The sequence below is a fragment of the Micromonospora polyrhachis genome, assembly GCF_014203835.1.
Classification (GTDB): Bacteria; Actinomycetota; Actinomycetes; order Mycobacteriales; family Micromonosporaceae; genus Micromonospora_H; species Micromonospora_H polyrhachis.
This window is the reverse complement of record NZ_JACHJW010000001.1, coordinates 3,552,180-3,576,832: the sequence shown is the minus strand read 5'-3', so window position 1 is coordinate 3,576,832 and position 24,653 is coordinate 3,552,180. Positions and strand designations below refer to the sequence as shown.

Genomic DNA, 24,653 nt, shown 5'->3' with positions numbered 1-24,653 from the left:
CGGCCAGATGGATCAGATCGCCCGACGTCCCTCGAAAGCACGACCGAGAGTGATCTCGTCGGCGTACTCCAGGTCGCCCCCGACCGGCAGGCCACTGGCCAACCGGGTGACCGAGATGCCCATCGGCTTCACCATCAGCGCGAGGTACGTCGCCGTCGCCTCACCCTCGGTGTTCGGGTCGGTGGCGAGGATCAACTCCTTCACCGTGCCGGCGCTGAGCCGGGTCATCAACTCGCGTACCCGGAGATTGTCCGGACCGATCCCCTCCAGCGGATTGATCGCCCCGCCGAGAACGTGGTAGCGGCCCCGGAACTCGCCCGTCCGCTCGATCGCGACGACGTCCTTGGACTCCTCGACCACACACAGCACCTCATCGGTACGGCGTGGATCGCGGCAGATCCGGCACTGGTCGGACTCGGCGACGTTGAAACAGACGGTGCAGAAGCGGACCAACTCCTTCACCTTGCGCAGCGCGGTAGCCAGCCGCGCCACGTCGGCGGTGTCCGCCGAAAGGATGTGGAAGGCGATCCGCTGTGCGCTCTTCGGGCCGACCCCCGGCAGCCGCCCCAACTCGTCGATCAGATCCTGGATGACACCCTCGTACATGCGGCGGTGCTCAGAAACCGGGCAGGCCGAGGCCGCCCATGCCACCGGTGACCGGGCCCATCTTCTCCTCGGTCAGGTTGCGCACCGCCTCGTTGGCGTTGTGCACCGCCGCAACCACCAGGTCTTCGAGGGTCTCCACGTCCTCCGGGTCAACCGCCTTCGGGTCGATCTTCACTGCCCTGATCTCGCCGGTGCCGGAGATGGTCACCGTGACCAGACCGCCGCCAGCGGTGCCGGTCAGCTCGGCCGCAGCCAGCTCAGCCTGCGCGGCAGCAATCTGCTGCTGCATCTTCTGCGCCTGCTTCAACATCTGCTGCATATTGGGCTGTCCACCGGGGCGCACGGCTAGCTCCTTCTCGCACTCGTCTGCTCGGCCGGCAATGGCCGTTGCCCAGCCTAGTCGCCGCTCGGGGCCGAGCCGTCATCGCGGGCGTACGACATCTCGACCAGCCCGCCGCCGGTCGACTAATCGATCCGCTCCACGCCCTGGAACACCTGCTGGAACACCTGGACCGCCTGCTGCTCGCCGGTCTGCCGGACCACCAGGTCGTCGACGATCTCGTCCAACGGCTCGTCCCCCGGGTCGAACCCGTCGTAGGCGACGGTGGCGGTGGCGGCACTCCCGCCAGGCGCTGCCCCCTTCTTGGCAGGTCCGTCGTACTCGGGGTCGTAAGGTGGTTCACCAGCCCAGTCCTGGTCTGCGACCTTGGGACCCGCCGTCGGTGCCGCTGTTGCTGTGGAGCGCTGGCCCCGTCCCGCAGCCGCAGCCCGCGCCGCCGCGAGCCCCCTGCCAACCGGGGCACCGCCGTTCGCCGTACCGCCGTTCGCCGTACCGGCGGTCGCCGTCGGTCCGCCGTTCGCACTACCGCCGTTCGCACTACCGCCGTTCGCACTACCGCCGTTCGCACTACCGCCGTTCGCACTGGCCGTACTGCCGCTGGCCGCCGGACCAGTCCCGCCACCCGGACGCACCGGTTCGGGCCACTCCGTGTCACCAGCCGGGCCCGCCGGGGCCCGCCCAGGTGCCGGGCGTACGTCGTTACGAGCTGGCGCAGGCGGGCTCGGCGTCGCCGGACGGGGTGCGGCGGGCGAGGCACCGCCCCGATGATCACCGGTAACCTCGCAGCGGATCTGCCACTGCCGGCCCCACTCCTCGTAGAGCGCGGCGGTGAGCACCGCTGCCTCGCGGGACAGCATCGTGGCCAGGACCTGCGACTTGACCGTCAGCACCAGGGTGTCCCCGTCGAGGTCACGTACCACCGCGTCCCGCATCAGCGCGGCGATCCGCCGGTTGGTGCGGTTGACCGCCCCGACGACCTCGCCCCACGATCGACGGATCGTGACAGCGTCCAACTCCGTCGAGGCCACCGCACCGGGACGGGGGGGTTCCGGGGTGACCGGGTCGGGCAGCACTGCCTCGGGCGGCACCACCCGCTGAACGGATGGCGGTTCACTGGCGACCGGGCCCGGCGCACTGGCGGTAGCCGGTGCGGGACCGGTGGCAACCGGCGCAGGACTGGCCGCAGCTGGTGAGGCGGGGGGTGTCGGGCGTACCGGTGCCGGGGCCTCGACGGGTGCCGCTGCCGGAACCGGAGCCGCGACCGGGGCGGCGAGCGTCAGGTCCGCGCCGGGCACCGTCAGCCGGCGCTCCATACGTTCCAGTCGTTGCAACAGTCCACCGGCGGAGTCGTCCACCCCGGGCAGCAGCATGCGGGCGCAGATCAGCTCCAGCAACAGTCGCGGCGCGGTGGTGCCGCGCATCTCGACCAGACCGTTGTGCACGATGTCGGCACACCGGGACAGCGTCGCCGGGCCGAGCCGTTCCGCCTGGGAGGCCATCCGCTCGATCTGGTCGGCCGGGCCGTCCACCAGGCCTTTGGTTGGCGCGTCCGGCACCTGCTGCAGGACGATCAGGTCACGCAGCCGTTCCAGCAGGTCCGAGGCGAACCGACGCGGGTCGTGCCCGGCCTCGGCGACCCGATCGACCGTACGGTAGGCGGCCGCGCCGTCCCCGACGGCGAGCGCGTCGCACATCTCGTCGATCAGACTCGAATCGGTCACGCCGAGCAGGGCGACGGCACGGGCGTAGCTGACGCCCTCCGGTCCCGCCCCAGCGATCAACTGGTCGAGCACCGACAGGCTGTCCCGGGCGCTGCCGCCACCGGCCCGTACGACCAGCGGGAAGACCGCCGGCTCGACCTTGACGCCCTCGGATTCGCAGAGCTGTTCGAGGTACGGCCGCAGCACACTCGGCGGGATCAGCCGGAACGGATAGTGGTGCGTCCGCGACTTGATCGTGCCGAGCACCTTCTCCGGCTCGGTGGTGGCGAAGATGAACTTGACGTACTCCGGGGGCTCCTCGACCAGCTTGAGCAGGGCGTTGAAGCCGGCCGACGAGACCATGTGCGCCTCGTCGATGACGTAGATCTTGTAGCGGCTGCTGGCCGGCGCGAAGAACGCCTTCTCCCGCAGTTCGCGGGCGTCGTCCACGCCACCGTGGCTCGCCGCGTCGATCTCCAGTACGTCGATCGAGCCGGCCCCGTCGCCGCCCAGTGCCCGGCAGGAGTCACAGACGCCGCACGGTTCCGGGGTCGGGCCCTTCTCGCAGTTGAGTGAGCGGGCCAGGATGCGGGCGCTGGAGGTCTTGCCGCAGCCACGTGGGCCGGAGAAGAGGTAGGCGTGGTTGAGCCGCCCACTCCGCAGCGCCTGCGACAGCGGCTCGGTGACGTGCTCCTGGCCGATGATCTCGGCGAACGTACGCGGGCGATACTTGCGGTAGAGCGCCAGTGCCACTCGTCCGCCTCCTCTCGACCGGGCCATTCTCCGCTGCCCCGCCGCTGAAGACCACTCTCCCCCGCGAGACGACGGACTCTTTGTCGGCGCCCTGGGCAACGCTGGGGTGATCTGGTGGTGTCTGTCCGGCTCGGCTGGTGCCCACCTGGGCGGCTGACCGCGTCTACGCCAGGCGGGCGCTGGGACGCAAAGGCCCCCCGTGCACCCGCCAGAGCTCGCTTATCCTTGCTGCCTTCCGGCCCTGGGGAGGTTCACGAGATGCACGCCGCACGGGGGGTGCATTCAGCATACCTCGCCCGATTGTCGATCTTCACGGGTGGCGGGATGGGCGTTCGTCGGGAAGCCTGTATCCTGTCCCACGGAGGATTCGCCTAGAGGCCTAGGGCGCACGCTTGGAAAGCGTGTTGGGTTCACACCCTCACGAGTTCGAATCTCGTATCCTCCGCTCACCTGAGCAGCATGAACGACAGGGCTGGCCCCACCGGGGTCGGCCCTGAGTCGTCTCTGTCGCCACACCCGTCGCAGTTGTCGTCTCTAGTTGTCCCGACGCCCGTCAGGCCACCGCTCGCTGTCCTGGGGCGCGGCAGCGAACTCGCTCAGCGCGCCCAGTTACCCCCCCCCCCCCCCCCCCCCCGAGCCCAACACGCCAAGCAGCACAGCTGGACCGAAGCCGGCGAGGTCCGGCAAGTACGTCAACCTGGTCCGCGCAGGGCGTCGACCGGCTGCATCCGGGCGGCACGCAACGCCGGATACAGGCCGGCGAGCAGGCCGACTACGGCGCCGGCCAGGGGCGCGCTGGCAGCGAGCAGGCCGTCCAGCACCGGCGTCCACTGCCGGCTGACGCTGATTACCGTGACGGCCAGGATGCCGGCGCTGGCACCAACGACACCGCCGAGCAGACCGACGACCATTGACTCCAGCAGGAACTGCAGGGCGATGTGCCGGCGGCGAGCGCCGAGTGCCCGGCGCAGGCCGATCTCGCCGGTACGTTCCATGACGGTGACCAGGGTGACGTTGGCGATGCCCAGAGCGCCTACGACCAGGGACACGAGGCCGAGAACGAGCAGGAGGCCACTGACGTCCTGGGCCACGCCGGTGCGCAGGCTCGCCGGATCCGGTGGCGCGGTGACGTGCAGTGCCGCCGGATCGTTGGGATTGAGGGCGATCGGTGCCTGGTCGGCGATCAGGCCGGCCGCTCCGAGGTTGGTGGTGACCAGCACCGTGGTGGCCGGGCCCAGGTTGAGGGTGTCGTCGGCGCTGCTCCACGGCAAAATGATGGCGCTGGTCAAGGCGGGCTGGTCGGCGCGCCGGACCTCGCCGAGGATGCCGATGACGGTGAACGCCTTGCCGTTGATGAAGACGGCCGGCTGGTTGTCCACCCAGGTCACGCCGAGTTGCTGCGCGGCCTGGGCACCGAGTACGGCGACCCGGTCGCGCCGGGTGATGTGGCCGCTGTCGAAGAATCGTCCGGTCGTAACTTCGGCTCGTGCGGCGGCGGGCAGGGCGGCGGTGGCGCCGATCACGGGTAGCCGGCGGTCCAGCACCCGGGTGGGGTCGTGCAGTGTGTTCGCGCGTACCGGGAGGTCCCGGCCCTGCTCTGATCGGGAGAAGCCTGCGACGGCCGCCACTCCGTTGAGCCGGGACAGGTTGTCCAGGGCTGGCCACGGCACCACCGGCGGATCATCGGGCGCGAGCGGTGCCGGGACAGCGATGGTGATCTCGGTGGCGGTGGCGGCGTCGAATCGTACGGCGATCTGGTTGCCTGCGGTGGCCGAGACGCCGAGGGTGGTGACCAGTGTACCGATGCCCAGGACCGTGCCGAGGACGGTGAGCGCGGTACGCGCCGGCCGGGCACCGATGCCACTGAGCGCCTCCGTGAGGATTTCCCGTAGTGACGGGCCTTTCCGGTTACGGGTCATCGTGGCCGTCCCGTCGCGCCGCACACGGGCAGCGGCACGGTGGTCTGACCGGGTTCGAGTTCGGTCAGTCGGCCGTCGGCGATGCGGACCTGCCGGCCGGCGCGCCGAGCGACCGTCTCGTCGTGCGTGATCACCAGCAGGGTGGTTCCCGCAGCCCGCAGTTCGTCGAAGAGATCCAGCACTGCGGCGGTGTTGGCGCTGTCCAGGTTGCCGGTGGGCTCATCGCACAGCAGCAGGGCGGGCTCGCCGACCAGCGCCCGGGCGATGGCGGCGCGCTGCCGTTCGCCGCCGGAGAGCCGGCTCGGCCGGAAGTCGCGCCGGTGTTTCATGCCGACCCTGTCCAGCGCACGGACCGCCCGCTCGCGGCGTTCCCGACGGGACAGGCCGATGTAGAGGCCGCCGAGCATGACGTTCTCCTCGACAGTGCGGTAGGAGAGCAGGTGGAAGGACTGAAAGACGAAGCCGATCCGGGAACCGCGCAGGGCGGTGCGGCGGCGGTCGTCCAGGCGGGTGGTGTCGGTGCCCTCGAAGACGTACGAGCCGGAGTCCGGCCTGTCGAGCAGCCCGAGGATGTTGAGCAGGGTCGACTTGCCGGAGCCGGACGGTCCGACGATGCCGATGTAGTCGCCGTGCCGCACGTGCAGGTCGATGTCGCGCAGCGCGGCCACCGGCGGGTCGGCCGGGAAGACCCGGCCGACCCCGGTAAGGGTGATGACGCCGGTCATGAGCCGCTCACCACGACGCGATCCCCCACCTCCAGGCCACCGCCGACCGGTGTCACCTCGACGTCGCCGTCGGCGGTCAGGCCGGCTTCGACCGGTACGTCTCGGGTGATGCCGCCGCCGCTGTCAACCGTGACGTGGGCCTGCCCGTCGGCGGCGGTGAAGACCGCTGCCACCGGTACCACCAACACGTCGTCGCCGGTCCCGCCCACCTTGATCGTCACTCTGACCGATTGTCCGGCCAGCGGCGCCAACTTGGCACCCATGCTCGGGATGAGCCGGATGGGGAGGCCCACCTGCTGCTCACTCTCACCCTCGTCCGTGTTATCCGACGATGCCCTGAGCTGCGCACCCATCGCGGACAGCTTCGCCGGGTAGGTTTCCCCGCTCGGCGCCTCCACGGTCGCCGTCAGTCCCGGCTTCAACAACTCGGCGTCCTCGGTGGCGACGGTGCCGTCGATTACCAGGGTCGGGTCGGAGACGGTGCCGACCGGGCCCGACACCGCGGCCCCGGCCTTGGCGGTGACGGTGGTGAGGCGTACGGGCAGCTTCGGCAGGAACAGAACCTCACCGCTGGGGACGGTGGTCCCGTATGTGGCACGGAATTCGGCCAGGGCAGCCTTCGCGTCCGCGGTGGCGGCCGACCCTTCGGCGGCCTGTTGCAGCTGCCGCAGCTCGGCCCGCTGCGCGGCGGTCGGGCCGGCGGCCTGGTAGCCCTTCTTGTCGTACCAGGTCGCAAGGGCATCCAGAGTGCGGTTGTCCAGCGGACCGTACGAGGCCACCCCCCGCCCCGGAAGCAGGCGGCGCAGCGCCGCCCGCAACTGCTGGACGTCGTCGCCGGTGCTACCCCGCACCAGGCTGCGGTACATCGGCACGGGGCCGGCCAGGACGAACACCGGCCTGCCGTTGATCTCCAGCAGGACGTCGCCCTCCTCGAGCGTACGGCCACCGGACGCCGTCTTGGTGACGAGCTGCGCGCCCAACTCGGCACCGTCACCGGCAGCAACCGTGCCGGTGAGAGTGATCGGCTGTGGGGTTCCGTACGTGACGGTCGCCTGGGCAACCACGGTCGCGGTGAGGGCCCGTTGCTCGACCGGAACGGTGATCAACGAGGCGGCGGGGGGTTGTCGGCCAGCGGCCGCATCGGCCGGAGACTGCACGCGGGAGGCGAGCACCCAACCCGTGACGCCGGCCGCGAGGGCAACCGCGGCGGTCACTGCGACTACCCGCGACGGCCCGGAGCGGGGCAGATGGATACGCATGTTCAGCCCGCGCCGCCCTGAACGACCTTGGGGTACTTCGTCCGGACGATCTCCGCGTAGTCACCGCGGCAGTCCAGGTCGTCCAGAGCCGCCTTGACCTCCTTCACCAGCTCGGCCTTGGCCTTCTCGACACTCATCGAGGCCACTCCTCCGGCGGGCATCCGGGCGAGTACGGTCTCGGCCGCGGCCTGCTCGATCAGGCCCGGCTCGCTGCTGGTGATCCGGTAGCCCCTGCCGCGCAGGCAGTCGCCGTACTTCTGGGCCGCAGCGACCACCTTCGGGTCGCTGCGGAACTTGTCCCACTCCCTGCTGGCCGCCGCGGCGTCACCGGAGCCGCTGTTTCCGAAGGTCGCTCCGTACGCCTCGTCCGCGCAGCCGGGAATCTTCTTGCCGCTCTTGCCGTCGGTGCCCAGGGCCTCGTCGTACGCCTTCTGTTGCGCCGCGCTCAGTTCCCCGTAGATCTTGTTGTTCGGGTTGGCATCCGGGTTCGGATCCGGCCGGGTGATAACCGGATCGCCGGGGTAGACGGCCTCCGCGAAAATCGCGAACCCGTACTTTTCCCGCAGCGGGCGGACCGTGTCAGCGGGCTGGAGCAGCGAACTGGCACCGGTGAAGTCGTCGGTACGGCTCCGGTTCACCTCCAGCGTGCGTGGGACGTACTGGAAGCCCTTCTTCTTCATGCAGTCGGCGAGCAGGTTCTCGGCCTTCTGCCGCTTGGCCGTCTCCTCGTCGGCGACGTTCTGCGTCTTCTCGGGGCCCTTCGCCGTGCCGGCCGCTGGCGTCTCGTCGGTGCCGCCGCAGCCGGCGAGCAGGGACAGGCCAGCCGCGGCCACGGCGGCGGACATCAGTACGCGTCGCAATTTCTCTCCCGGTGTAATTCGAAAGGACACCGGGGACTCTGCCGGTCGGGACGTTCCGGGAACGTAAGTGCGACACTTACCGTTTCTTTACGGCAGGGTGATCTCGAAACGCAGGCCGTCGTGCCCGGTCGAGAAACACGCGACAGTGCCGTCGTGGGCCTGCACGATCGACCGGACGATGGTCAGTCCGAGACCGACCCCACCGGAGCGACCGATCCGGGACCCGGCGAGCCGCCGGAACGGCTCGAAGAGCCCGGTAACCGCCTCCACTGGCACGTCGTCACCGGTGTTGACCACGACAAGTGCCGGCCGGTCACCGACCCGCACGTCGATCATGCCGCCCGGCCGGTTGTACTTGATCGCGTTCTGAAGGAGGTTGGTGACGAGACGTTCCAGCAGCGCCTGCTCCCCCACCACGGTCCGTGGCTGCAGCAGGCTGGTGATCGTCAACCCAGCGTCGGCCGCAGGCACCCGATGGTCCTCGATCATCCGACCGACGATCATGTCCAGGCGCAGCTCCGAGCGGCTGACCAACCCTCGGTCGCTCTCGGCGAGCACAAGCAGCGCTTCGATCAACCTGACGTTCCGCTCGTTGGCCGCCAGCAGCTGCTCGGTGAGCACCTCAAGCTTCTCCGGGCTGGGCCGCCCGGCCAGGCCGACCTCGATGAGGGTGCGCTGCACCGCCAGCGGGGTGCGCAGCTCGTGTGAGGCGTCAGCGGCGAACCGCCGCTGGGCCTCGTAACCGGCCGCCAGCCGGTCCAGCATGTCGTTGACCGCCCGGGCCAGCACGATCATCTCGCCGCTGCGCCGGCTGGCCGCGAGCCGATGGCCGAAGTTCTGCGGACCGATACTCGCGAGCGCTGTCGCCACGTCACGCAGCGGCCGCATCGCCCAGCGCATCGCCCAGAAGAACAGGCCCAGATAGACCAGGACAAGTACCACGAGTGTCAATTGGTAGTAGCGCCTGGGGGAATCGACGTACTGGCACCACCAAGAACTCGTGCATTCGAAGGCACCGGCCATGCGAAGCCGATCGACAGTCCAGGTCGCCAACTCCGGCACCAGGTATCCGGCCACGACGGCGACCGCGCCGAGCAACAGCATCCGCCAGCGCGGCGAGCTGAGCCTCATGTCTCTAGGCGGTAGCCGACTCTCGGCACCGTGTGGATCACCGGAGGGTAGCCGAGCTTCTTGCGTAACGTCATCACGGTCACTCGCACCGAATTGGTGAACGGGTCGGCATGCTCGTCCCACGCCTGCTCCAGCAGATCCTCCGCACTGACCACGGCACCGTCGGCACGCATCAGCACCAGCAGGACCGCAAACTCCTTGGGTGACAGCGCCAACGGCAGCCCGTCGCGGGTCACCACGTGCCGGGCGGTGTCCAGCACGATGCCGTCGCACTCCAGGACCGGCTTCGCCGCCCGCCCGGCCCGGCGGCCCAGAGCCTGCACCCGCGCCGCCAGTTCGGCGAACGCGAACGGCTTGGTCAAGTAGTCGTCCGCACCCAACCCGAGCCCTTCGACCCGATCTCGAATCCCGGCTGCGGCGGTGAGCAGCAGCACCCGAGTGCCCGACTCCAAGTCCAGCATCCGCCGGCACACGTCGTCCCCGGTCAAGCCCGGCATGTCCCGGTCCAGCACCGCAACGTCGTAGCTGTTGACAGTGGCCCGCTCCAGAGCAGCCGCCCCGTCGTACACCACATCCACCGCCATCGCAAACTGCCGCAGACCCTCCGCGACCGTGTCCGCCAGAACCTGCTCGTCATCCGCGACCAGCACTCGCACCTTGATCACCTCTTAGCTGCCCGCTACAGCTTCACACCAGCAGCCTAAAGATCTCGTAAGCACCCAACGGCGGTGACGCTTGTCGCTGAGGCTGCCGTCGCACCCGCGCTCGCGAACCTGGCGCGAGCCTGTTCGCCCGGGGGTAGGAACGTCGGTCAGCCACCATGGCCGTTGACCGCGCCGCAGGCGCAGCTACGGTTACCACCGTGCCGGCACTGGAACGTCTTAGCCTCGACCACGGTCCAGCCCTACTCGCCTTCGAACGGGAGAATCGCGCCTACTTTGCCGCCTCGATCCCGGACCGGGGTGACAACTACTTCAGCGACTTCGACACCCGGCATCGCTCGCTGTTGGCCGAGCAGGCCACCGGTAGTTGTCACTGCCACCTGCTTGTGGAGCGCGCATCGGCGACTGTCGACAACACGGCCTCACTCAAGGTGCTCCGCCGTACCGGATTCTCACCCGCCGGTGAGACGACCCTGGAAGATCGACCGGCGCTCCGGTTCGTCCGCCGAATCGCCTAGCGTCGCATCGACGCTGCCCGGCAGGTGGCACCATATTTCCATGCGTGGACGTGTGGAGGGGCAAGGTTCGCCGGAGCAGCCTCGGCGCGACTCCTGGGGCGTGGTGCTCGACGCACCCAACGGGTTGGCGTTGGCTCGGTTCTACGCCACCTTGCTCGGCTGGCGGATCGTGCAGGATGACGAAAACTGGGCCATCGTCACACCGGCCGAGGGAGTGACCTACCTGGCCTGCCAGACCGCGGTCGGCTACGTGCCGCCGGTGTGGCCGCCCGCCGAGGGCACCCAGCAGATGATGATGCACCTCGACTTCGAGGTCAGTGACCTCGCCGCCGCGGTCGCCCACGCGCTCGATCTCGGCGCACGAGAAGCCGACCATCAGCCACAGGACAACGTACGGGTGTTACTGGACCCGGCCGGGCACCCCTTCTGCCTTTACGTGGACAGCTGACCGGTGGAGACAGCATGGTCGAGCCCGGCCCGGGTCTGTCGCCCGGCCGGGCTCCCATCGGTCGTCCGTTACCGGTGATCACTCCCAGCGGAGGTAGCGGGCCGCGAGCCCACCCAGCACCACGGTGAACGCCACCATCACGACCAGATGCAGCGGCGTCGGCCACGAACCCGTCCACGCGTCCTGCAGGGCCTGGGAGGTGGCACCCAGCGGGGTGAAGTCGCCGATCTTCTTTGCCAGGTCGGGCATCAGCGGCCCCGGCGTCCACACTCCGGCAAAGAACATCATCGGGTAGTAGATCAGCGAGCCGATCCCCGACGATGCCCGGGCACTCGGCGTCACGGCCACCACCAGCAGGGCGAGGGAGCACATGGCAAAAGACCCGAGGGTGAACGCCAGCACGAAGCCGACCACATTTTCGGGGGGCGAGACATCGAAGACGATTGCCGCCACCAGCCAGGCCAGACCGCTGCCGACCAAAAGCGCGCCGGCGTTCACGATCACCTGCGCACCGAGCAGCGTCATTGGCGAGACCGGAGTGGTCGACAGTCGACGGAGCACTCCCCGCTCGCGATAGGTAGCCAGCACGCCCAGCAGCGTCACCATCGCTACTGTCGCGATGGCCAACGTCAGGGTGATCGGCAGGTAGACATCAATGCCACGCTTGCCACCCATGCCCTCCAGTGGATCCATCATCCCTGGCATGGCCAGGCCGAGCACCAGGATCAGCAGGGCCGGAAACGCGATGCCGAAGAACGCTGCGAGCGGTTCCCGGAGGTACAGCTTCGTTTCGACGTTGATCATCTTGGTCAGGCCGGTCATCAGAGGCTCCGGGGAGAGGTGAGGGCGAGAATCGCGTCTTCGAGGGTGGGACGTTCGACACCGGGCACCCGGGCCTCGGCGATCAGGTTGCCGGGGGTGTCGACGGTGACGAGCTGGCCAGCCCGGACAACCGCCAACCGGTCACACAGGCGCTCCGCCTCGTCCATGAAGTGGGTCACCAGTACGACCGTGACGCCGCGCGCCCGTACCTGCTGGATCAGCTCCCATGTGTCGCGCCGTGCCTGCGGGTCGAGCCCCGTGGTCAACTCGTCGAGGATCGCCACCGAGGGGTTACCGACCAGGGCCAACGCGATCGACAGCCGCTGCTTCTGGCCGCCGGAGAGCTTCCTGAACACCGTGTTGCGCTTCGGGGTCAGGCCCAGCTCATCCATCAGTTCCCGCCAGTCGGCCGGATTCGGATAGAACGAGCTGTACAGGTCGAGCGCCTCCCACACCTTGAGCTGGTCCGGTAGTTGGCTCTCCTGAAGTTGGATGCCCAGCTTCTGGCGCAGCGCGGTACGGTCCCGACTCGGGTCGAGCCCCAGCACCCGTACGGATCCCGCGTCCGGGGAACGGATTCCCTCGATGCACTCCACGGTGGTCGTCTTGCCGGCACCGTTCGGGCCTACGATCCCGAAAATTTCGCCCTCGTCCACGCTGAACGACACATCCGCTACGGCCACGTGGTCGCCGTAGCGCTTCTGCAGGTTCGTCACCTCGATGACTGACATACCAACGACGGTAGAAATTGCGAGGCCCGCACAGAATGGGCTCAGCCGCCCGACAGGGGTGTATCCAGCTCCACCCCCGGTCGGTACCTCGCCCCAGGCAGAGAGCTTGCCCAGGCAGGAAGCACCTTGGCGCCCGCAGTTGTGTCAGTCGACCGGCATCCGATAGACCAACTCGTATCGGCCATCCACCCGCACCCGCAGCGACCACCACGCAACACCCGGAGACAAGCGATGCCCAAACCCGACCTACCCCACATCCCACCCACCCGGCACCCTGCTTCACCCTCGGCAGCGAGGAGTGGTACCACCCCGACGAAACCACCTTCGACATCGACCGCCAGGTCGTACTCATCGTCGCCAAAGTCCACGCCGACAGCGCCACCGACATATCCGTCTGGATCACCGGACACGCCCCCGAATGCACCTGGCCCACCAGCGAATACCACCCACCCTGCATCGAACTCCGCGTACTCTGCGACGTCCTCCGCCACCACACCACCAACCTGACACCACCAACATGACCCCACCCCGTCACTGGAACACCAGGTACGTCAACCAAAGCGAATGACGTACCTGGTGTTCCAGTGACGGACGAGGGGTTGCTTACGCCACCTGCGGCGCGGCTTGCGGGACCGGGGCCGCAGCCGAGACATCCTCGGGAGCGCCAGCGGGCGGCTCGGACGGGCTGGCGGGGCCACCGCCACGACGGAGGCAGTAGCCGGCCACAAGGAGACCGGCGACACCCATGGCAACGAGCAACGGGCGATAATCGATAACGGCGATCAGGCCGGCACCGATCGCGAGCGCCACCGTGTTCGGCGCGAAGATGAGCGTGTTCGCGGTGGCTGACACTCGACCGATGAGCTGACCAGGGGTTTCCCGCTGGACAGCGGTCAGGGTGGCGATCAGCACACAGGGCAGACCGAGACCGATGGCGAAGCTGGTCGCGAGGGCGACGCTGGTCGACGGGATTGCGCGCAGGCCGATCCCGAGGGCGAACAACAGAATGCCGGCGGCGGCGAAGATCCGTTCGGGAATCCGGCGGAGCAGCGGTCCGGTGGCCAGTCCGCTGATCGTGGAGCCGACACCCTGCACCGCGTAGAGCACCCCCACGAAGGCCGGTGAACGGTGCAGACCGTCGTCGACCACGGCGTAGATCACCGCGCCATTCAGGCCGGCCAGCAGCATCGTGACGGCGGCACAGAACACCAGATGCCGTACGACGGGCTGGTGTCGTACGAAGCGGACGCCCTCGATGATCTGCCGAGTCCAGTTGCCGACCTGCCGCTCCGGCCGCTTCTCTGGCATCCGCAGCAGCGAAAAGGTGAGGGCGGCGAGGACGAACGTGCCGGTGTTGAGCAGCACCACCGGTGTGCTGCCGAACTGGGCAAGGAGTCCTGCCCCGGCCAGCGGGGCTACCAGTTTCATCCCCTCGTTGACGGTCATCCGCAGTCCGTTGAAGTCGCCGAGCAGGTTGCCCGGCACGATGGTGGTGACGATGGCCGCCTCGGCCGCATCGGCGAGAACCATGCCGACCCCGTAGACGACCATGATGGCGAAGAGGATCCAGACGCGGTCGGCGGAATCGACGCTGAGCAGCACCAGCAGCATGGCGGCCAGGGTGGCGTTGGTGGCGATCAGCAGCGGCCGGCGGCGTACCCGGTCGGCCAGCACGCCGATCGCCGGCCCGACCAACGTGGGTGCCCACACGCAGAAGGTGACCAGGGCGGCGAGGCTGCTCGACCCGGTCAACGACTTCACCCACACCCCGGCGGCCAGGAGCATGGCTGCGGTGCCGAACCCGGAGACCAGCACCCCGCCCAGATAGAGCCCGCTGTTGCGGTCCCGCAGGACGCGGACCGTACCCCAGGCCATGGTCTTCTCCCCGATCGACCGGCAGCCGACGACGCTCCCGGCTGCGGCCGATCCTGCCGCCATTCAACCCCCTAGTCAATGCTTGGGGGTTGCCATCCGGGCACCGTTCTGGGGTTTACTGACCGACGTGACCGCGACGGACCCCCGACTCCGGGCCATGGCCCACCCCGTACGGCTGCGCATGCTGTCGTTGATGTGGAGCGCGCCACTGTCCGCCGCCGAACTGGCCCGTGAACTCGACATCTCCCATGCCCTGGCCAGCCAGCATCTCCGCAAGCTCGACACCGCTGGCTTCGTCGAACTCGTCGAGGTCCGGGCCCATCGCGGCGGGCGAGAGCGGCGCTATCGCACGGTACGCGGCACCCCGCTCTCCGACGAGCAGGTCGGTACACCGCTGGTGGCCGAATCCCTCGCCCACAACCTGCGGGAACGCGCCGCCCGCCGGACTCGCGCCACCGCCGGGGTCACCACCGACGCGGAACTGTGGGTGGCCCCCGAGGTCTGGGACGACGTACGGCAGCGGCTGGCGGCGCTGATGGCCGACCTGCACGACGCCGCGCAGGTGCCACACGCCCCCGGCACGGTACGTGTCGGCACCACCCTGATGGCCTTCCTGCTCGACGAGCCGACACCGGCCCAGTCGAGCAGAGCATGACCGTTGGCGGGCGGCTCCACTGACCGGTGGCTTTACTGACCGGTGACTCCACTGACGGTGGCTCCACTGACCGGTGGCCGAAGCCGCCACAGACAGGCGCTGGAGTGACGCCGATACCGTGTGGACATGACAGTCACCGGCACGAGGTTGCGCCCGCCCCGACACCGGTTCGATCCACGGTGTGTCGGCTGGTGGCGCACCCAACTCGCGTTGTTGACCACCCCGGTCGTCGTGCCGCTCGCCGTGCTCGGCGTACTGATCGAGCCGGCCCGGACCTGGCTGTTGTTGCCCGCTGCCGTGGTGGCGACGATCGGCCTGGCGGCCACCATCGCGCTGCCGGTGTGGTGGCACCGGGTGCACCGGTGGGAAATCACCGATGATGCGGTCTACACACTCACCGGTTACTTCTGGCAGACCTGGCGGATCGCACCCATGTCACGCATCCAGACCGTCGACACCACTCGCGGTCCGGTCCAGCGGGCATTCGGGTTGTCGACGGTGGTGGTGACCACAGCATCGGCCGCCGGCGCGGTGAAACTCGAAGGCCTCGATGCGGAGATGGCGACCACGCTGGCCGAAGAGCTGACCCGGCTCACCGGCACGACGCCCGGGGACGCGACATGACCGCGGAAAAGGTTCCCGCCGACGAGGCATCCGGCATCGCTGCGGCAGCCGAGGTGCCCGACCGCGCAGCCAAGGCGACCAAGGTGCCCGACCGCGCAGCAAAGGCGGCCGACAGCAGAGCGGCAGTCGAGGACGATCCACACTGGTTGCCCCTGCATCGCGACAGTCTGAAGGTCACTGCCCTGCTCACGGCTGGCGGCGCATTCTCGGCCGGCGTGCCAACGGTCATCGGGGTCGCGTCCGCCACCTCGTGGACGATCGCCCTCGCCTGGGTCCTGCCGGCCACTGCCCTGCTGACAGCGGCCGTTACCGCATTCGACGCGCTCCGCCTGCGGGTCACGCGCTACCGGATGACCGAGGGGCGCCTGGAGATGAACTCGGGGCTCCTGTTCAAACGGCACCGGTCGTTCGCCCTGGAGCGGATTCGGTCGGTCGACCTGAGTGCGCACCCGCTGCTCCGCGCGTTCGGCCTGGTCAACGTCAAGGTCGGCACGGGTGAGACCGGCAGCGGATCCGGCTCGTCCACCGAGCAGTCGCTGGTCCTCGACCCGGTCGGTCGGGCCGAGGGTGAACGGCTGCGGGCCGAACTGCTCCGACGCAGCACGGTCAACGACGGTACGACCAACGAGCAGCGCCTAACTACCTGGAAAACCTCCTGGGTACGGTACGGCCCGCTGTCGTTCGGTACGCCCCTGCTGGCGGCGGCCCTCGTCGGCGGCATCTTCCAGTTGTCGGACTGGTTCGGCCGAGGTGGGCTGCCGGTCGAGATCGTGGCGGACCTGGTCGACCGGTACGGACCATGGCGGGTGTTCGGGATAGGGGTCGTCGCGTTCGTCGTCGCAGGGGCGATCGGAAGCCTCGCTGTGCAGGCCGAGGCGTACTGGAACCATCGATTGGACCGCGAGCCCGGCGGCACCCTGCGGGTGCAGCGGGGCCTGCTGGTCGCCCGGTCGCTGAGCCTGGAGGAACAGCGGATCCGGGGCATCGAGATCGTGGAGCCGATTGGAATCCGGTCCGCCAGCGCGGCCCGGTTGGACGTCATCGCGATCGGGCTGAAGACGGACGAGCCCGGCAGTGACCTGAGCACACTGGTGCCGGCTGCACCCCGCGACGTGATCCTCGCCGCCGCAGCAGCCGTGCGTGGCCCACTGGGCAGCGCTGAGCTGGTCGGGCATCCCCGTACAGCCCGGACTCGTCGGCTGCGCTGGGCCGGGGTGGTGGCGCTCGTCATCGCGACCGTAGTGGCGCTGGCGCACCTACTGTGGTCGATGCCGACGTTCTGGAGCTCGGTCATCGTCATCGTTGCGGCTCTGCTGGCCATCGGGGCTGGTTGGCTGGCTGTCGACGCCTACGCTGCTCTCGGGCACGCGCTGGAGGGCAAGCATCTGGTCGCCCGTCAGGGCAGCGTCCGGCGGTCGACGGTCTACCTCGACCGGGCGGGCATCATCGGCTGGCGGATCAGCCAGTCGGTGTTCCAGCGCCGACTCGGGCTGATGACGCTTGACGCGACGACGGCCGCCGGTCGGGGCCACTACGCCGTAATCGACGCCGACGCCCACACGATCCTCGACTTCGCGGACGCTGCCGTACCTGGTCTGCTGGCACCGTTCCTGGAGCGACTCCCCGAACCGACGGCGCAGGTCAGCGCGGGCGTCGACAGCCCTTCCCCGCGCTGACACTCACATCCGTCTCCGGGAAGGCCGGACAGGGATCAGGGAGTCGACACGCGGCCCAGCCGCTCGTACACACGTTCTATCCACAGGCTGTGGACGCAGGCTGTGGATGCAGGCTGTGGACGCAGGCTGTGGATGCAGGTGTGAACGTTCATCCCAGTGCAGAGACCGTCGGGTGCACCAGGACTGGACGCTATGCCCACTTCGGCAGCCACACCTCCTCGTCGGGTGCCTCCAGCCGTCGGGAGCTGAGATGGTCGCGAAGTTTGCCGAGCGCGGGATGTGGGTTGTCATCACGCCAGATCAGTGACATCGGGTAGATCGGTGCCGGGTCGCGTACCGGTATGCGCCGCAGGTCGTAGCTGTCCGGCCACAGATATCGGGTACGTTCGCCGGCCAACGTCGCCAGTTCCGAGGAGTCGGCGATCTCAGCCAGTAGCGCCTCGTTTCCGAAGACCGGACCGACCACGTCGATGGTGAGGCCGAACGCGGCGGCGAGTTCGTCGTAGTAGGCGGCCCATTCGGTCCCGGCGGCCATGCCGGGCATCCAGATGCGGTGTTCGGCGAGTTGCGCGGGCGTGATGGCGCGGGCGTTGGCGAGCGCATGGCGTGGCCCAACGAGGAGTTCGTGGTGCTCGTCGATCACGCGGGCCGTCCTGATCGCACTGGGCAGTTGGCGCGCGGGGACGGTGACGGCGTGGAAGGTGGCGTCGACCGTCCCCACCTCGACGGCGGCGGTTGCGGCATGGACGTCGGCGTCGAGAGTGACGACATCCAGCTCGATCCGCGGGTACGTACGGTGGAAGTCCTGCAACAGCACCGCTGGCGCGGTACGGCGACTGTGGACGTCGACGCGGAGGGCGCGTCGACCGGGGCGTACGGAAGCGTCGGCGCGTGCCTCGACCCGGAGCAGTTCCCGGGCGTGCGGCAGGAATGCCTGGCCGTCGATCGTGAGTTGGGCACCGCGAGCGGTGCGGGTGAAGAGCCGTACCTCCAGGTCTTTCTCCAGCGCGGCGATGCGCTTGGACACGGCCTGCTGGGTGATCGACAGCGTGCCGGCGGCGTCCTGGAACTGGCCGGCATCCGCAACGGCGACGAAGGTACGCACGGCGTCGAGATCCACGGAACAAACCGTACTCCCACAACGATTGGTTGTGCCTCGCCGCCGGTTCAGTTGTTTGATTAGCCCTCTTCGCCCTTGCTTTGATCACAGCGGTCAACGGCGAGTTGTTCAAGGCGGGAGGTGTGGGGCTTGGCCGCGAGACGATCCCTGGGTCGGCGGTTCGGATGGCTATGGGCGGCGTACGCGGTCAGCGCCTACGGTTCCGGGCTGGGGTTCGGTGCCCTGCCGTTGATCGCCGTACTGGCGTTGGATGCCAGCCCCGCCCAGGTGTCCGCGCTGTCAGCGGTGGGGCCGGCGGTGGGCGCGTTGATCGCGTTGCCGCTCGGGCCGTGGGTGGAGTTCCATCGCAAGCGGCCGGTGATGATCGTGATGGACCTGGCCCGGTTCGCGGCCATGCTCACGATCCCCGTCGCGTACGCCCTCGGCCGGCTCGGTTTCGTGCAGTTGCTGGTCGTCTCGGCCGCGATCGCCGCCGCCAAGATCGCCTTCAACGCGGCCAGCGGCGCCTACCTCAAGGCTCTCGTCCGACCGGCTGACCTGCTCGTGGCCAACGCGAGGTTCGAGTCGACGATGTGGAGCGCCACTGCAATCGGGCCACCGCTGGGTGGCGCCGCGGTCGGCGTGTTCGGGCCGGTCGCCACCATCGTGGTCGACGCGCTCAGCTACCTGCTCTCCGCGCTGGGCATCAAGGCGATTCGCGGCCGAGAAGAACGCCCGCAACGCACCGACAAGCACCGGATCCGGGCCGGTGAGCTGTTCGACGGCTGGCGGCACCTCCTGAGCCACCCCGGCCTGCGGGCGCTCTATCTCAACCAGCTGCTCGTCAGCGGGCTGATCATGGCCTCCGACCCGCTGTTGGCCGTGCTCCTGCTCCGCGAACTCGGATTCCCACCCTGGCAGTACGGCCTCGCCTTCGCCGTGCCCTGTGTCGGCGGGCTCATCGGCTCACGCCTGGCCCCTCGGGTCGTGGCCCGGTACGGCCAACACCGGATCCTTCGTACGGTCGGCACCCTGCGCGCGGTCTGGCTGATCGGCCTCGCCTTCGTCCAGCCCGGCGTCACCGGTCTCGCGACGGTGATCGCGGTCGAGCTCGCGATCATCATCAGCATGAGCCTGTACAACCCGGTACTCGCCACCTATCGACTGGAACACACCCCCAAGGACCGCATCGCCCGTACCCTGTCGGCCTGGTCGATCAGCAGCAGCGCCTCCATCGCCATCCTCACCGCGCTCGTCGGCCTGCTCGCCGCCGCCACCAGCACACGCACCGCGCTCGTGGTCGCGGGACTGCTCATCCTCACCAGCCCGCTGCTGCTACCCCGCCGCCCGGCTCCCACACTTGTCCCAGACCGTAAGCACGAACTAGTACTCCAACGTCACTTGGCTTTGGCGTTGGGCGTGGCGTGGGTATGAGGACGGCCACCGCGTAGATCATCGATGGTTTGTGAGGACAATCGAAGATCGTGCGGTGGCCGTGGGCCATAGCGTAGACCCTGCCGGGTGGCGGGTCATTCTGGACGAGGCGAAGGCGCGTGTCGCGGGCCGGTTCGTGCGGGCGGAGCCACGCCAGACGGCCGGGCAGTTCGTGGAAGGGCTGCTGTCGGACGTGGAACGTAAGACCTGCTGGTCGTTGGCGGAACGGGCTGGTCACGCTGATCCGCAGGCGATGCAGCGGCTGCTGCGTACGGCGGTGTGGGACGCAGACGCCGTGCGTGATGACGTGCGGGATTGGCTGGTGGAGCATCTCGGACACCCCGATGCGGTCCTGGTCGTCGACGAGACGGGGTTCCTGAAGAAGGGCGTGTGTTCGGTCGGGGTGCAGCGGCAGTACACCGGCACCGCCGGCCGGGTGGAGAACAGCCAGGTCGGGGTGTTTCTGGCCTACGTGACGCCTGCCACGCGGGCGATGATCGACCGCAGGCTCTACCTACCCGAGACAACCTGGTGTGACCGGCCGGACCGTCTCGCCGCCGCTGGTGTCCCCGAGGGAGAGGTCTGGTTCGCTACGAAACCTACCCTGGCCCGGCAGATGATCACGGCCGCGTTGGACGCTGGTGTTCCGGCTGGCTGGGTGACCGGCGACGAGGTTTACGGCGCCGACCCCGGCCTACGCGCTGACCTGGAACACCGCGCAATCGGCTATGTCCTGGCGGTCGGCTGCGACCGACGCGTGGCGGTCAACGACGGCCGCACCCTGGTCCGCGTCGACGATCTCGCCGAACGGATCCCCACCAGCCAGTGGCAGCTACACAGTTGCGGGCCAGGGGCGAAAGGTCCCCGTGACTACCTGTGGGCGTGGATCACCACCGCCACCAACCAGGGTGAGCATCGGTGGTTACTCATCCGCCGCAACCGCACCACCGGTGAGCTGGCCTTCTACCTGTGCTGGACGCCCCACCCGGTGCCGCTACACACCCTTGTACGAGTAGCCGGCTCCCGTTGGAGCATCGAGGAACTGTTCCAGACCGGCAAAGGGCAGGTCGGCCTGGACCACTACCAGGTCCGCGGCTGGACCGGCTGGCACCGCCACATCACCCTGACCATGCTCGCCTTGGCCGTCCTGACCATCCTCGCCGCCACCGCGCAACAGTCCGACGCCAATCCGGAGCTCATCGCGTTGACCGTCCCCGAGATCCGCCGACTCCTCAACGTTTTCGTCCTCGCCGTATCGCTACCGCCAGCACACACCCTGCGCTGGTCGATCTGGCGGCGAACATCGCAAGCCCGAGCCCGACGATCCCACTACCAGCACAGACAGGCGAAGTGACGTTGGAGTACTAGTACTCCAGCAGCACTTGCTGGAATCGGAGTCTTCGCTGGTAGTGGCTGACTTTGGCGCGGTACTGGTGTCGGCGTCGCCATCGTGACCATCGATGGGTGTGGTCGAAGGGTCGGGTGTTGGTGGTTAGGTGTGCCAGGAGACGGCGGATCTCGCCCAGGGTAAGAGGGATGAGGCCGTCCCGTTCGGATTCGGAGCCCCCTTTTCCGCGCCTGCGGCGGTGACGGCGAGGAAGGCGTGGGCCACCATAACCAGGGTTATGTGCCGGTACCAGGCGCCGTACCGACGCACCTGATAGTGATCGAGGCCGGCCTCAGTCTTGGCGGTCTGGAAGCACTCCTCGATCGCCCAACGGGTTCCGGCAATGCGGATCAGCTGCTCGTCTTGGGTGCCTGCGGGGCCGAAGCACAGGTAGTAGGCCAGGTCCGTGGGGTCGGTGATGCTGCGTCGGATCAACAGCCAGTGGCCGTAGCTGTCGTCGGTGTCGGGCAGGGAGGCCACGGCCCAGTCATAGAGCCGCGGTCCCTTGGCGCCGTCGCCGCAACTGCGCCGCTTCCACGCCGGGGCCGGCGCGGCGGCGGCGAGGACGTCCGGGCGGGAGCTGCCCACCGTGGTCGGGACCCGCTGGTTGCGGGGCACGGCCAGGACGTATCCGATGCGCCGCTGCTGCAGCCAGGTCCGGAACTTGGAGTCCTGTCCGTAGGCCTCGTCCGCGGTGACCCATCTCGCTGGCAAGCCGGCGGTGATGGCGCGTTCGAGCATTCGCAGCCCCAGCGCGGGCTTCGTGGCGAACCCGACGCTGGCCGCGATGCCGGCTTCCTCGCGGCGGGCGGGGTCGTCGCACCAGCCACGGGGCAGATACAACTCCCGGTCGATCAGCGTGCGCCCGGCCGGGCTGGCATAGGCCAGGAACACCCCGAGCTGGCAATTCTCCGTCCGCCCGGCTGTGCCCGAGTACTGACGCTGCACCCCGGCCGACTTGATGCCCTTCTTCAGGAACCCGGTCTCGTCGACGATCAGCACCCCGTCGTCGTCGCCGAGGTGCTCGGACACGTAGGCGAACAGGTCATCGCGGACCGCATCCGGGTCCCACGCCGACCGGTTGAGCAGCCGCTGCATCCGATCCGGCGTCGCGTCGCCGGCGGCCTCGGCCAGGGTCCAGCCGTTCTTGCTGGCCAGGGGTGACAACAACCCGACCACGTAGGTCAGCGCCTGCCGGCGCGGCTCCGCCCGCCCAAACCGGTGCGCGAACCGCGCCAGCAGATCATCCAGACCCGCCCGCCAGCCCACAATCTCATCGATCAACACAAGCACGGGAGCTTGCCCGCACTGCGACTGGCCACAACAGACAGACAGTGCGACCACGCGAACCACCGACCGATAGCATCGACATGCGCAGCTGCGTGGTCGAGTCAACTCCGACATCGATCATGGCGATGAGCTGCTGAAACCTCAGATGAGGCAACTGCGGCTGGAGTACTAGCCCCCAGCCACAGGTGAGGCACCACAGCCGAGCCGCCGATACAGAAAGCCACAATCCATGACTGTCACCGCACTCGACCAGTCCAGCGCGCTGGTCATCATCGACCTGCAGAACGCCATCGTCAGCGCCCCCACCGTCCCGTACACCGGCCCAGAGGTGGTGGCCCGGGCGGTCGAACTGGCCCACGCCTTCCACGAACACCGCGCCCCGGTCATCCTGGTCCGGGTCACGGCCCGCGCGGACGGATCGGACGTCACACCGGGCCGCAACGAGATCCCGGCCCAGCCCGGCTCCCTACCGCCCGAAGGTTGGGATGCAATCGTCGACGACCTCACCGGCCACCCCGACGACATCATCGTGACCAAGCGCACCTGGGGCGCCTTCCACGGCACCGATCTCGACCTCCAACTGCGCCGCCGTAGCGTCACACAGATCGTGCTGGCCGGGCTCACCACCAGCATCGGCGTGGAGTCGACCGCCCGCGCCGCGTACGAACACGGCTATCACGTCACACTCGCGACGGACGCAATGGCGGACCTGGACCTGGCGGCCCACCACAACAGCATTCAACGGATCTTCCCGCTTCTCGGCCAGACCGGCTCCACTACCGAGATCGTGGAAATGCTCGCCAAGGCCCACACCTCGTGACCTCACGAGCCGCGACTACCAGGCCCAGTCACACCAGCGCGGCGAACAGGTGGGGATAGTCCGGCAGGTCGATGTCATTGGTGCGGTCCTCAGTCGTCCTGAGCATCATGTTCATGAACAGCTTCTGGTTGAGCACCCTGTTACGCAGCCGCATCCCCCAGCCGCTGCGTGGGGCGAGGAACCGACCGGTGGTGTCACCACCCTTCTGACACCGTCGGGCGAAGTCGCGCAGCAGGTTCTCGTAGCGGGCGTACGCGACGGTGTGGTCGCCTCGGGCCATCGCCAGTTCGCCAGCCAACGCGTACGCGGCCAGGATCGCGGTGCCGTTGCCCATGCCGCCGATGGTGGCACCGGCTGCGGCGTCGCCGAGCAGCACGATCCGCCCCTTGGACCACGGCGAGATGTCGACCCGGCAGATCGAATCGAAGTAGATGTCGGGTGCCCCACGCAGGGCTGCGAGCAGTCGGGGCACCTCCCATCCCAGGCCGGCGAAGACCCCGTGGAGGATCTGGCGCTGCTGGTCCAGGTCGTGCCGGTCGTATTCGAGTTTGGGTGAGGCGAAGGCGACGAACGCGCCGGCCCGGGACGGGTCTCGGTGGTCGCGGCCGACGCTGGCCATCTTGCCGGGCACGTTGTAGTGCAGCGATCCGCTGTCCAGCCCGGGCGGGTGGGGTAGCGCCCAGGTCGCCACGTAGTAGCCGAGGTAGCTGACGAACTGCTCTTCCGGCCCGAAGGTCAGTCGCCGTACGTTCGAGTGCACGCCGTCCGCCCCGACGACCAGGTCGAAGGTGCGCTGGGCACCACTGGCGAAGGTGACGTGTACGCCCTGCGAGGTGTCGGTCATCGCGGCGATGCTGTCGCCGAAGAGGTATTCGGTGGTGTGCTGGCTGTGTTCGTAGAGCACCCGGGACAGGTCGAAGCGCAGTACCTCGATGTCACCTCCGGCGAACTCGGCGGGTATCTCCATCAGTTTTCGGCCCTGCTCGTCGACGAAGCGCATGACCGTACCGCCGGTCTGCACCGCCCGCAGGTGGTCCAGCACACCCAGATGGTCCAGCACACCCAGATGGGTCTTCCCCCGGAAGTCGACGGCGTTGCCGCCGTCGCGCAGCGCTGGCGCGATCTCGACCACGGTCGGTTGGAAGCCGTACCGGCCCAGCCAGTAGGCCAAGGCGGGACCGGCAATGCTCGCGCCGGAGATGAGCACCGTCGTGTTCTTCATGATCTCCCCAAGACAGGAACTGTGTCCACCGGACACGATTAATATTGTGTACGGTAGAGACGGTTTCGGCGGCTGGCAAGCCCTTGGGTTGAGGTGC

Annotated in this window: 22 protein-coding genes, 1 tRNA gene, 1 other RNA gene and 1 pseudogene; 9 read left to right on the top strand and 16 right to left on the bottom strand. The window is 68.5% G+C overall.

Features of this window, described 5'->3' with window-relative positions:
• Positions 1-12: 12 nt before the first annotated feature.
• The 4 genes from recR to ffs form a co-directional block, all read right to left on the bottom strand.
• Positions 13-606, bottom strand: a complete 594-nt coding sequence (recR, locus tag FHR38_RS15550; RefSeq protein WP_184535348.1) for a recombination mediator RecR — start codon at positions 604-606, stop codon at positions 13-15.
• 10 nt (positions 607-616) lie between these two features.
• On the bottom strand, positions 617-925 hold the full coding sequence (locus FHR38_RS15545) for a YbaB/EbfC family nucleoid-associated protein (protein WP_221449728.1): 309 nt from the start codon (positions 923-925) through the stop codon (positions 617-619).
• A gap of 146 nt (positions 926-1,071) precedes the next feature.
• Positions 1,072-3,399 (bottom strand): DNA polymerase III subunit gamma and tau, encoded by a 2,328-nt coding sequence (locus FHR38_RS15540; RefSeq protein WP_184535346.1) that lies wholly within the window; start codon positions 3,397-3,399, stop codon positions 1,072-1,074.
• A 188-nt stretch (positions 3,400-3,587) separates the two neighbouring features.
• An RNA gene (ffs, locus tag FHR38_RS15535) (signal recognition particle sRNA small type) lies at positions 3,588-3,678 on the bottom strand.
• 81 nt (positions 3,679-3,759) lie between these two features.
• Here ffs and FHR38_RS15530 point away from each other — a divergent pair.
• Positions 3,760-3,844 (top strand) — tRNA-Ser (locus FHR38_RS15530).
• A gap of 247 nt (positions 3,845-4,091) precedes the next feature.
• Here the strand turns inward: FHR38_RS15530 and FHR38_RS15525 are convergent.
• The 6 genes from FHR38_RS15525 to FHR38_RS15500 all read right to left on the bottom strand — a co-directional run bounded on the left by FHR38_RS15525 (position 4,092) and on the right by FHR38_RS15500 (position 9,949).
• On the bottom strand, positions 4,092-5,318 hold the full coding sequence (locus FHR38_RS15525) for an ABC transporter permease (RefSeq protein ID WP_184535345.1): 1,227 nt from the start codon (positions 5,316-5,318) through the stop codon (positions 4,092-4,094).
• On the bottom strand, positions 5,315-6,043 hold the full coding sequence (locus tag FHR38_RS15520; protein ID WP_184535344.1) for an ABC transporter ATP-binding protein: 729 nt from the start codon (positions 6,041-6,043) through the stop codon (positions 5,315-5,317). The genes FHR38_RS15525 and FHR38_RS15520 overlap by 4 nt, the downstream gene beginning before the upstream one ends.
• A complete protein-coding gene (locus FHR38_RS15515) occupies positions 6,040-7,257 on the bottom strand; it encodes a permuted SH3 domain-containing protein (protein ID WP_184535343.1) in 1,218 nt (405 codons plus the stop codon). Before FHR38_RS15515 ends, FHR38_RS15520 begins: the two co-directional genes overlap by 4 nt.
• Positions 7,258-7,304: 47 nt before the next feature.
• The gene (locus tag FHR38_RS15510) at positions 7,305-8,162 is read right to left on the bottom strand and encodes a hypothetical protein (RefSeq protein WP_184535342.1); all 858 of its coding nucleotides are present in this window, start codon (positions 8,160-8,162) and stop codon (positions 7,305-7,307) included.
• 87 nt (positions 8,163-8,249) lie between these two features.
• The gene (locus tag FHR38_RS15505) at positions 8,250-9,293 is read right to left on the bottom strand and encodes a sensor histidine kinase (RefSeq protein ID WP_184535341.1); all 1,044 of its coding nucleotides are present in this window, start codon (positions 9,291-9,293) and stop codon (positions 8,250-8,252) included.
• On the bottom strand, positions 9,290-9,949 hold the full coding sequence (locus FHR38_RS15500; RefSeq protein WP_184539714.1) for a response regulator transcription factor: 660 nt from the start codon (positions 9,947-9,949) through the stop codon (positions 9,290-9,292). Before FHR38_RS15500 ends, FHR38_RS15505 begins: the two co-directional genes overlap by 4 nt.
• Positions 9,950-10,155: 206 nt before the next feature.
• On the opposite strand from FHR38_RS15500, the gene FHR38_RS15495 reads away from it, so the two are divergent.
• Both FHR38_RS15495 and FHR38_RS15490 read left to right on the top strand, forming a co-directional pair.
• A complete protein-coding gene (locus FHR38_RS15495; protein ID WP_184535340.1) occupies positions 10,156-10,473 on the top strand; it encodes a hypothetical protein in 318 nt (105 codons plus the stop codon).
• 40 nt (positions 10,474-10,513) lie between these two features.
• Entirely contained in the window at positions 10,514-10,921 is a 408-nt protein-coding gene (locus tag FHR38_RS15490) for a VOC family protein (protein WP_184535339.1), read from the top strand.
• 78 nt (positions 10,922-10,999) lie between these two features.
• Here the strand turns inward: FHR38_RS15490 and FHR38_RS15485 are convergent, their stop codons facing one another.
• The 3 genes and pseudogenes from FHR38_RS15485 to FHR38_RS15475 all read right to left on the bottom strand — a co-directional run bounded on the left by FHR38_RS15485 (position 11,000) and on the right by FHR38_RS15475 (position 14,412).
• Positions 11,000-11,743, bottom strand: a complete 744-nt coding sequence (locus FHR38_RS15485) for an ABC transporter permease (protein ID WP_184535338.1) — start codon at positions 11,741-11,743, stop codon at positions 11,000-11,002.
• 26 nt (positions 11,744-11,769) lie between these two features.
• Positions 11,770-12,474: pseudogene (locus tag FHR38_RS15480) on the bottom strand (ABC transporter ATP-binding protein); the annotation flags it as partial.
• Positions 12,475-13,077: 603 nt separating this feature from the next.
• Entirely contained in the window at positions 13,078-14,412 is a 1,335-nt protein-coding gene (locus FHR38_RS15475; protein ID WP_221449036.1) for an MFS transporter, read from the bottom strand.
• 64 nt (positions 14,413-14,476) lie between these two features.
• Here FHR38_RS15475 and FHR38_RS15470 point away from each other — a divergent pair, with 64 nt between their 5' ends.
• The 3 genes from FHR38_RS15470 (at position 14,477) to FHR38_RS15460 (ending at position 17,304) form a co-directional block, all read left to right on the top strand.
• Positions 14,477-15,004 carry a winged helix-turn-helix domain-containing protein gene (locus FHR38_RS15470; protein ID WP_184535336.1) on the top strand — a complete coding sequence of 176 codons (528 nt, stop codon included), beginning with the start codon at positions 14,477-14,479 and terminating at the stop codon, positions 15,002-15,004.
• 126 nt (positions 15,005-15,130) lie between these two features.
• Entirely contained in the window at positions 15,131-15,628 is a 498-nt protein-coding gene (locus tag FHR38_RS15465; RefSeq protein ID WP_184535335.1) for a PH domain-containing protein, read from the top strand.
• Positions 15,625-17,304 (top strand): PH domain-containing protein, encoded by a 1,680-nt coding sequence (locus FHR38_RS15460; protein WP_184535334.1) that lies wholly within the window; start codon positions 15,625-15,627, stop codon positions 17,302-17,304. Before FHR38_RS15465 ends, FHR38_RS15460 begins: the two co-directional genes overlap by 4 nt.
• A 190-nt stretch (positions 17,305-17,494) precedes the next feature.
• Here the strand turns inward: FHR38_RS15460 and FHR38_RS15455 are convergent, their stop codons facing one another.
• Entirely contained in the window at positions 17,495-18,424 is a 930-nt protein-coding gene (locus tag FHR38_RS15455; RefSeq protein ID WP_184535333.1) for a LysR family transcriptional regulator, read from the bottom strand.
• Positions 18,425-18,553: 129 nt separating this feature from the next.
• Between FHR38_RS15455 and FHR38_RS15450 the strand changes: the two genes are divergently transcribed.
• Both FHR38_RS15450 and FHR38_RS15445 read left to right on the top strand, forming a co-directional pair.
• A complete protein-coding gene (locus FHR38_RS15450) occupies positions 18,554-19,837 on the top strand; it encodes an MFS transporter (protein ID WP_184535332.1) in 1,284 nt (427 codons plus the stop codon).
• Between the two features lie 55 nt (positions 19,838-19,892).
• A complete protein-coding gene (locus FHR38_RS15445; RefSeq protein ID WP_446685674.1) occupies positions 19,893-21,191 on the top strand; it encodes an IS701 family transposase in 1,299 nt (432 codons plus the stop codon).
• A gap of 138 nt (positions 21,192-21,329) precedes the next feature.
• Here the strand turns inward: FHR38_RS15445 and FHR38_RS15440 are convergent, their stop codons facing one another.
• Positions 21,330-22,511 carry an IS701 family transposase gene (locus tag FHR38_RS15440; RefSeq protein WP_184535331.1) on the bottom strand — a complete coding sequence of 394 codons (1,182 nt, stop codon included), beginning with the start codon at positions 22,509-22,511 and terminating at the stop codon, positions 21,330-21,332.
• Between the two features lie 232 nt (positions 22,512-22,743).
• Between FHR38_RS15440 and FHR38_RS15435 the strand changes: the two genes are divergently transcribed.
• A complete protein-coding gene (locus FHR38_RS15435; RefSeq protein WP_184535330.1) occupies positions 22,744-23,334 on the top strand; it encodes an isochorismatase family protein in 591 nt (196 codons plus the stop codon).
• 28 nt (positions 23,335-23,362) lie between these two features.
• Here the strand turns inward: FHR38_RS15435 and FHR38_RS15430 are convergent, their stop codons facing one another.
• Complete coding sequence (locus tag FHR38_RS15430; protein ID WP_184535329.1) at positions 23,363-24,556, bottom strand: FAD-dependent monooxygenase; 1,194 nt, start codon at positions 24,554-24,556, stop codon at positions 23,363-23,365.
• Positions 24,557-24,653 lie beyond the last annotated feature (97 nt).

Coding starts and splice junctions, on each gene's coding strand:
- FHR38_RS15430 (WP_184535329.1), bottom strand. CDS start 24,556: ATGAAGAACACGACGGTGCTCATCTCCGGCGCGAGCATTGCCGGTCCC.
- FHR38_RS15465 (WP_184535335.1), top strand. CDS start 15,131: ATGACAGTCACCGGCACGAGGTTGCGCCCGCCCCGACACCGGTTCGAT.
- FHR38_RS15485 (WP_184535338.1), bottom strand. CDS start 11,743: ATGACCGGCCTGACCAAGATGATCAACGTCGAAACGAAGCTGTACCTC.
- FHR38_RS15505 (WP_184535341.1), bottom strand. CDS start 9,293: ATGAGGCTCAGCTCGCCGCGCTGGCGGATGCTGTTGCTCGGCGCGGTC.
- FHR38_RS15525 (WP_184535345.1), bottom strand. CDS start 5,318: ATGACCCGTAACCGGAAAGGCCCGTCACTACGGGAAATCCTCACGGAG.
- FHR38_RS15520 (WP_184535344.1), bottom strand. CDS start 6,043: ATGACCGGCGTCATCACCCTTACCGGGGTCGGCCGGGTCTTCCCGGCC.
- FHR38_RS15435 (WP_184535330.1), top strand. CDS start 22,744: ATGACTGTCACCGCACTCGACCAGTCCAGCGCGCTGGTCATCATCGAC.
- recR (WP_184535348.1), bottom strand. CDS start 606: ATGTACGAGGGTGTCATCCAGGATCTGATCGACGAGTTGGGGCGGCTG.
- FHR38_RS15545 (WP_221449728.1), bottom strand. CDS start 925: ATGCAGCAGATGTTGAAGCAGGCGCAGAAGATGCAGCAGCAGATTGCT.
- FHR38_RS15475 (WP_221449036.1), bottom strand. CDS start 14,412: ATGGCGGCAGGATCGGCCGCAGCCGGGAGCGTCGTCGGCTGCCGGTCG.
- FHR38_RS15460 (WP_184535334.1), top strand. CDS start 15,625: ATGACCGCGGAAAAGGTTCCCGCCGACGAGGCATCCGGCATCGCTGCG.
- FHR38_RS15490 (WP_184535339.1), top strand. CDS start 10,514: ATGCGTGGACGTGTGGAGGGGCAAGGTTCGCCGGAGCAGCCTCGGCGC.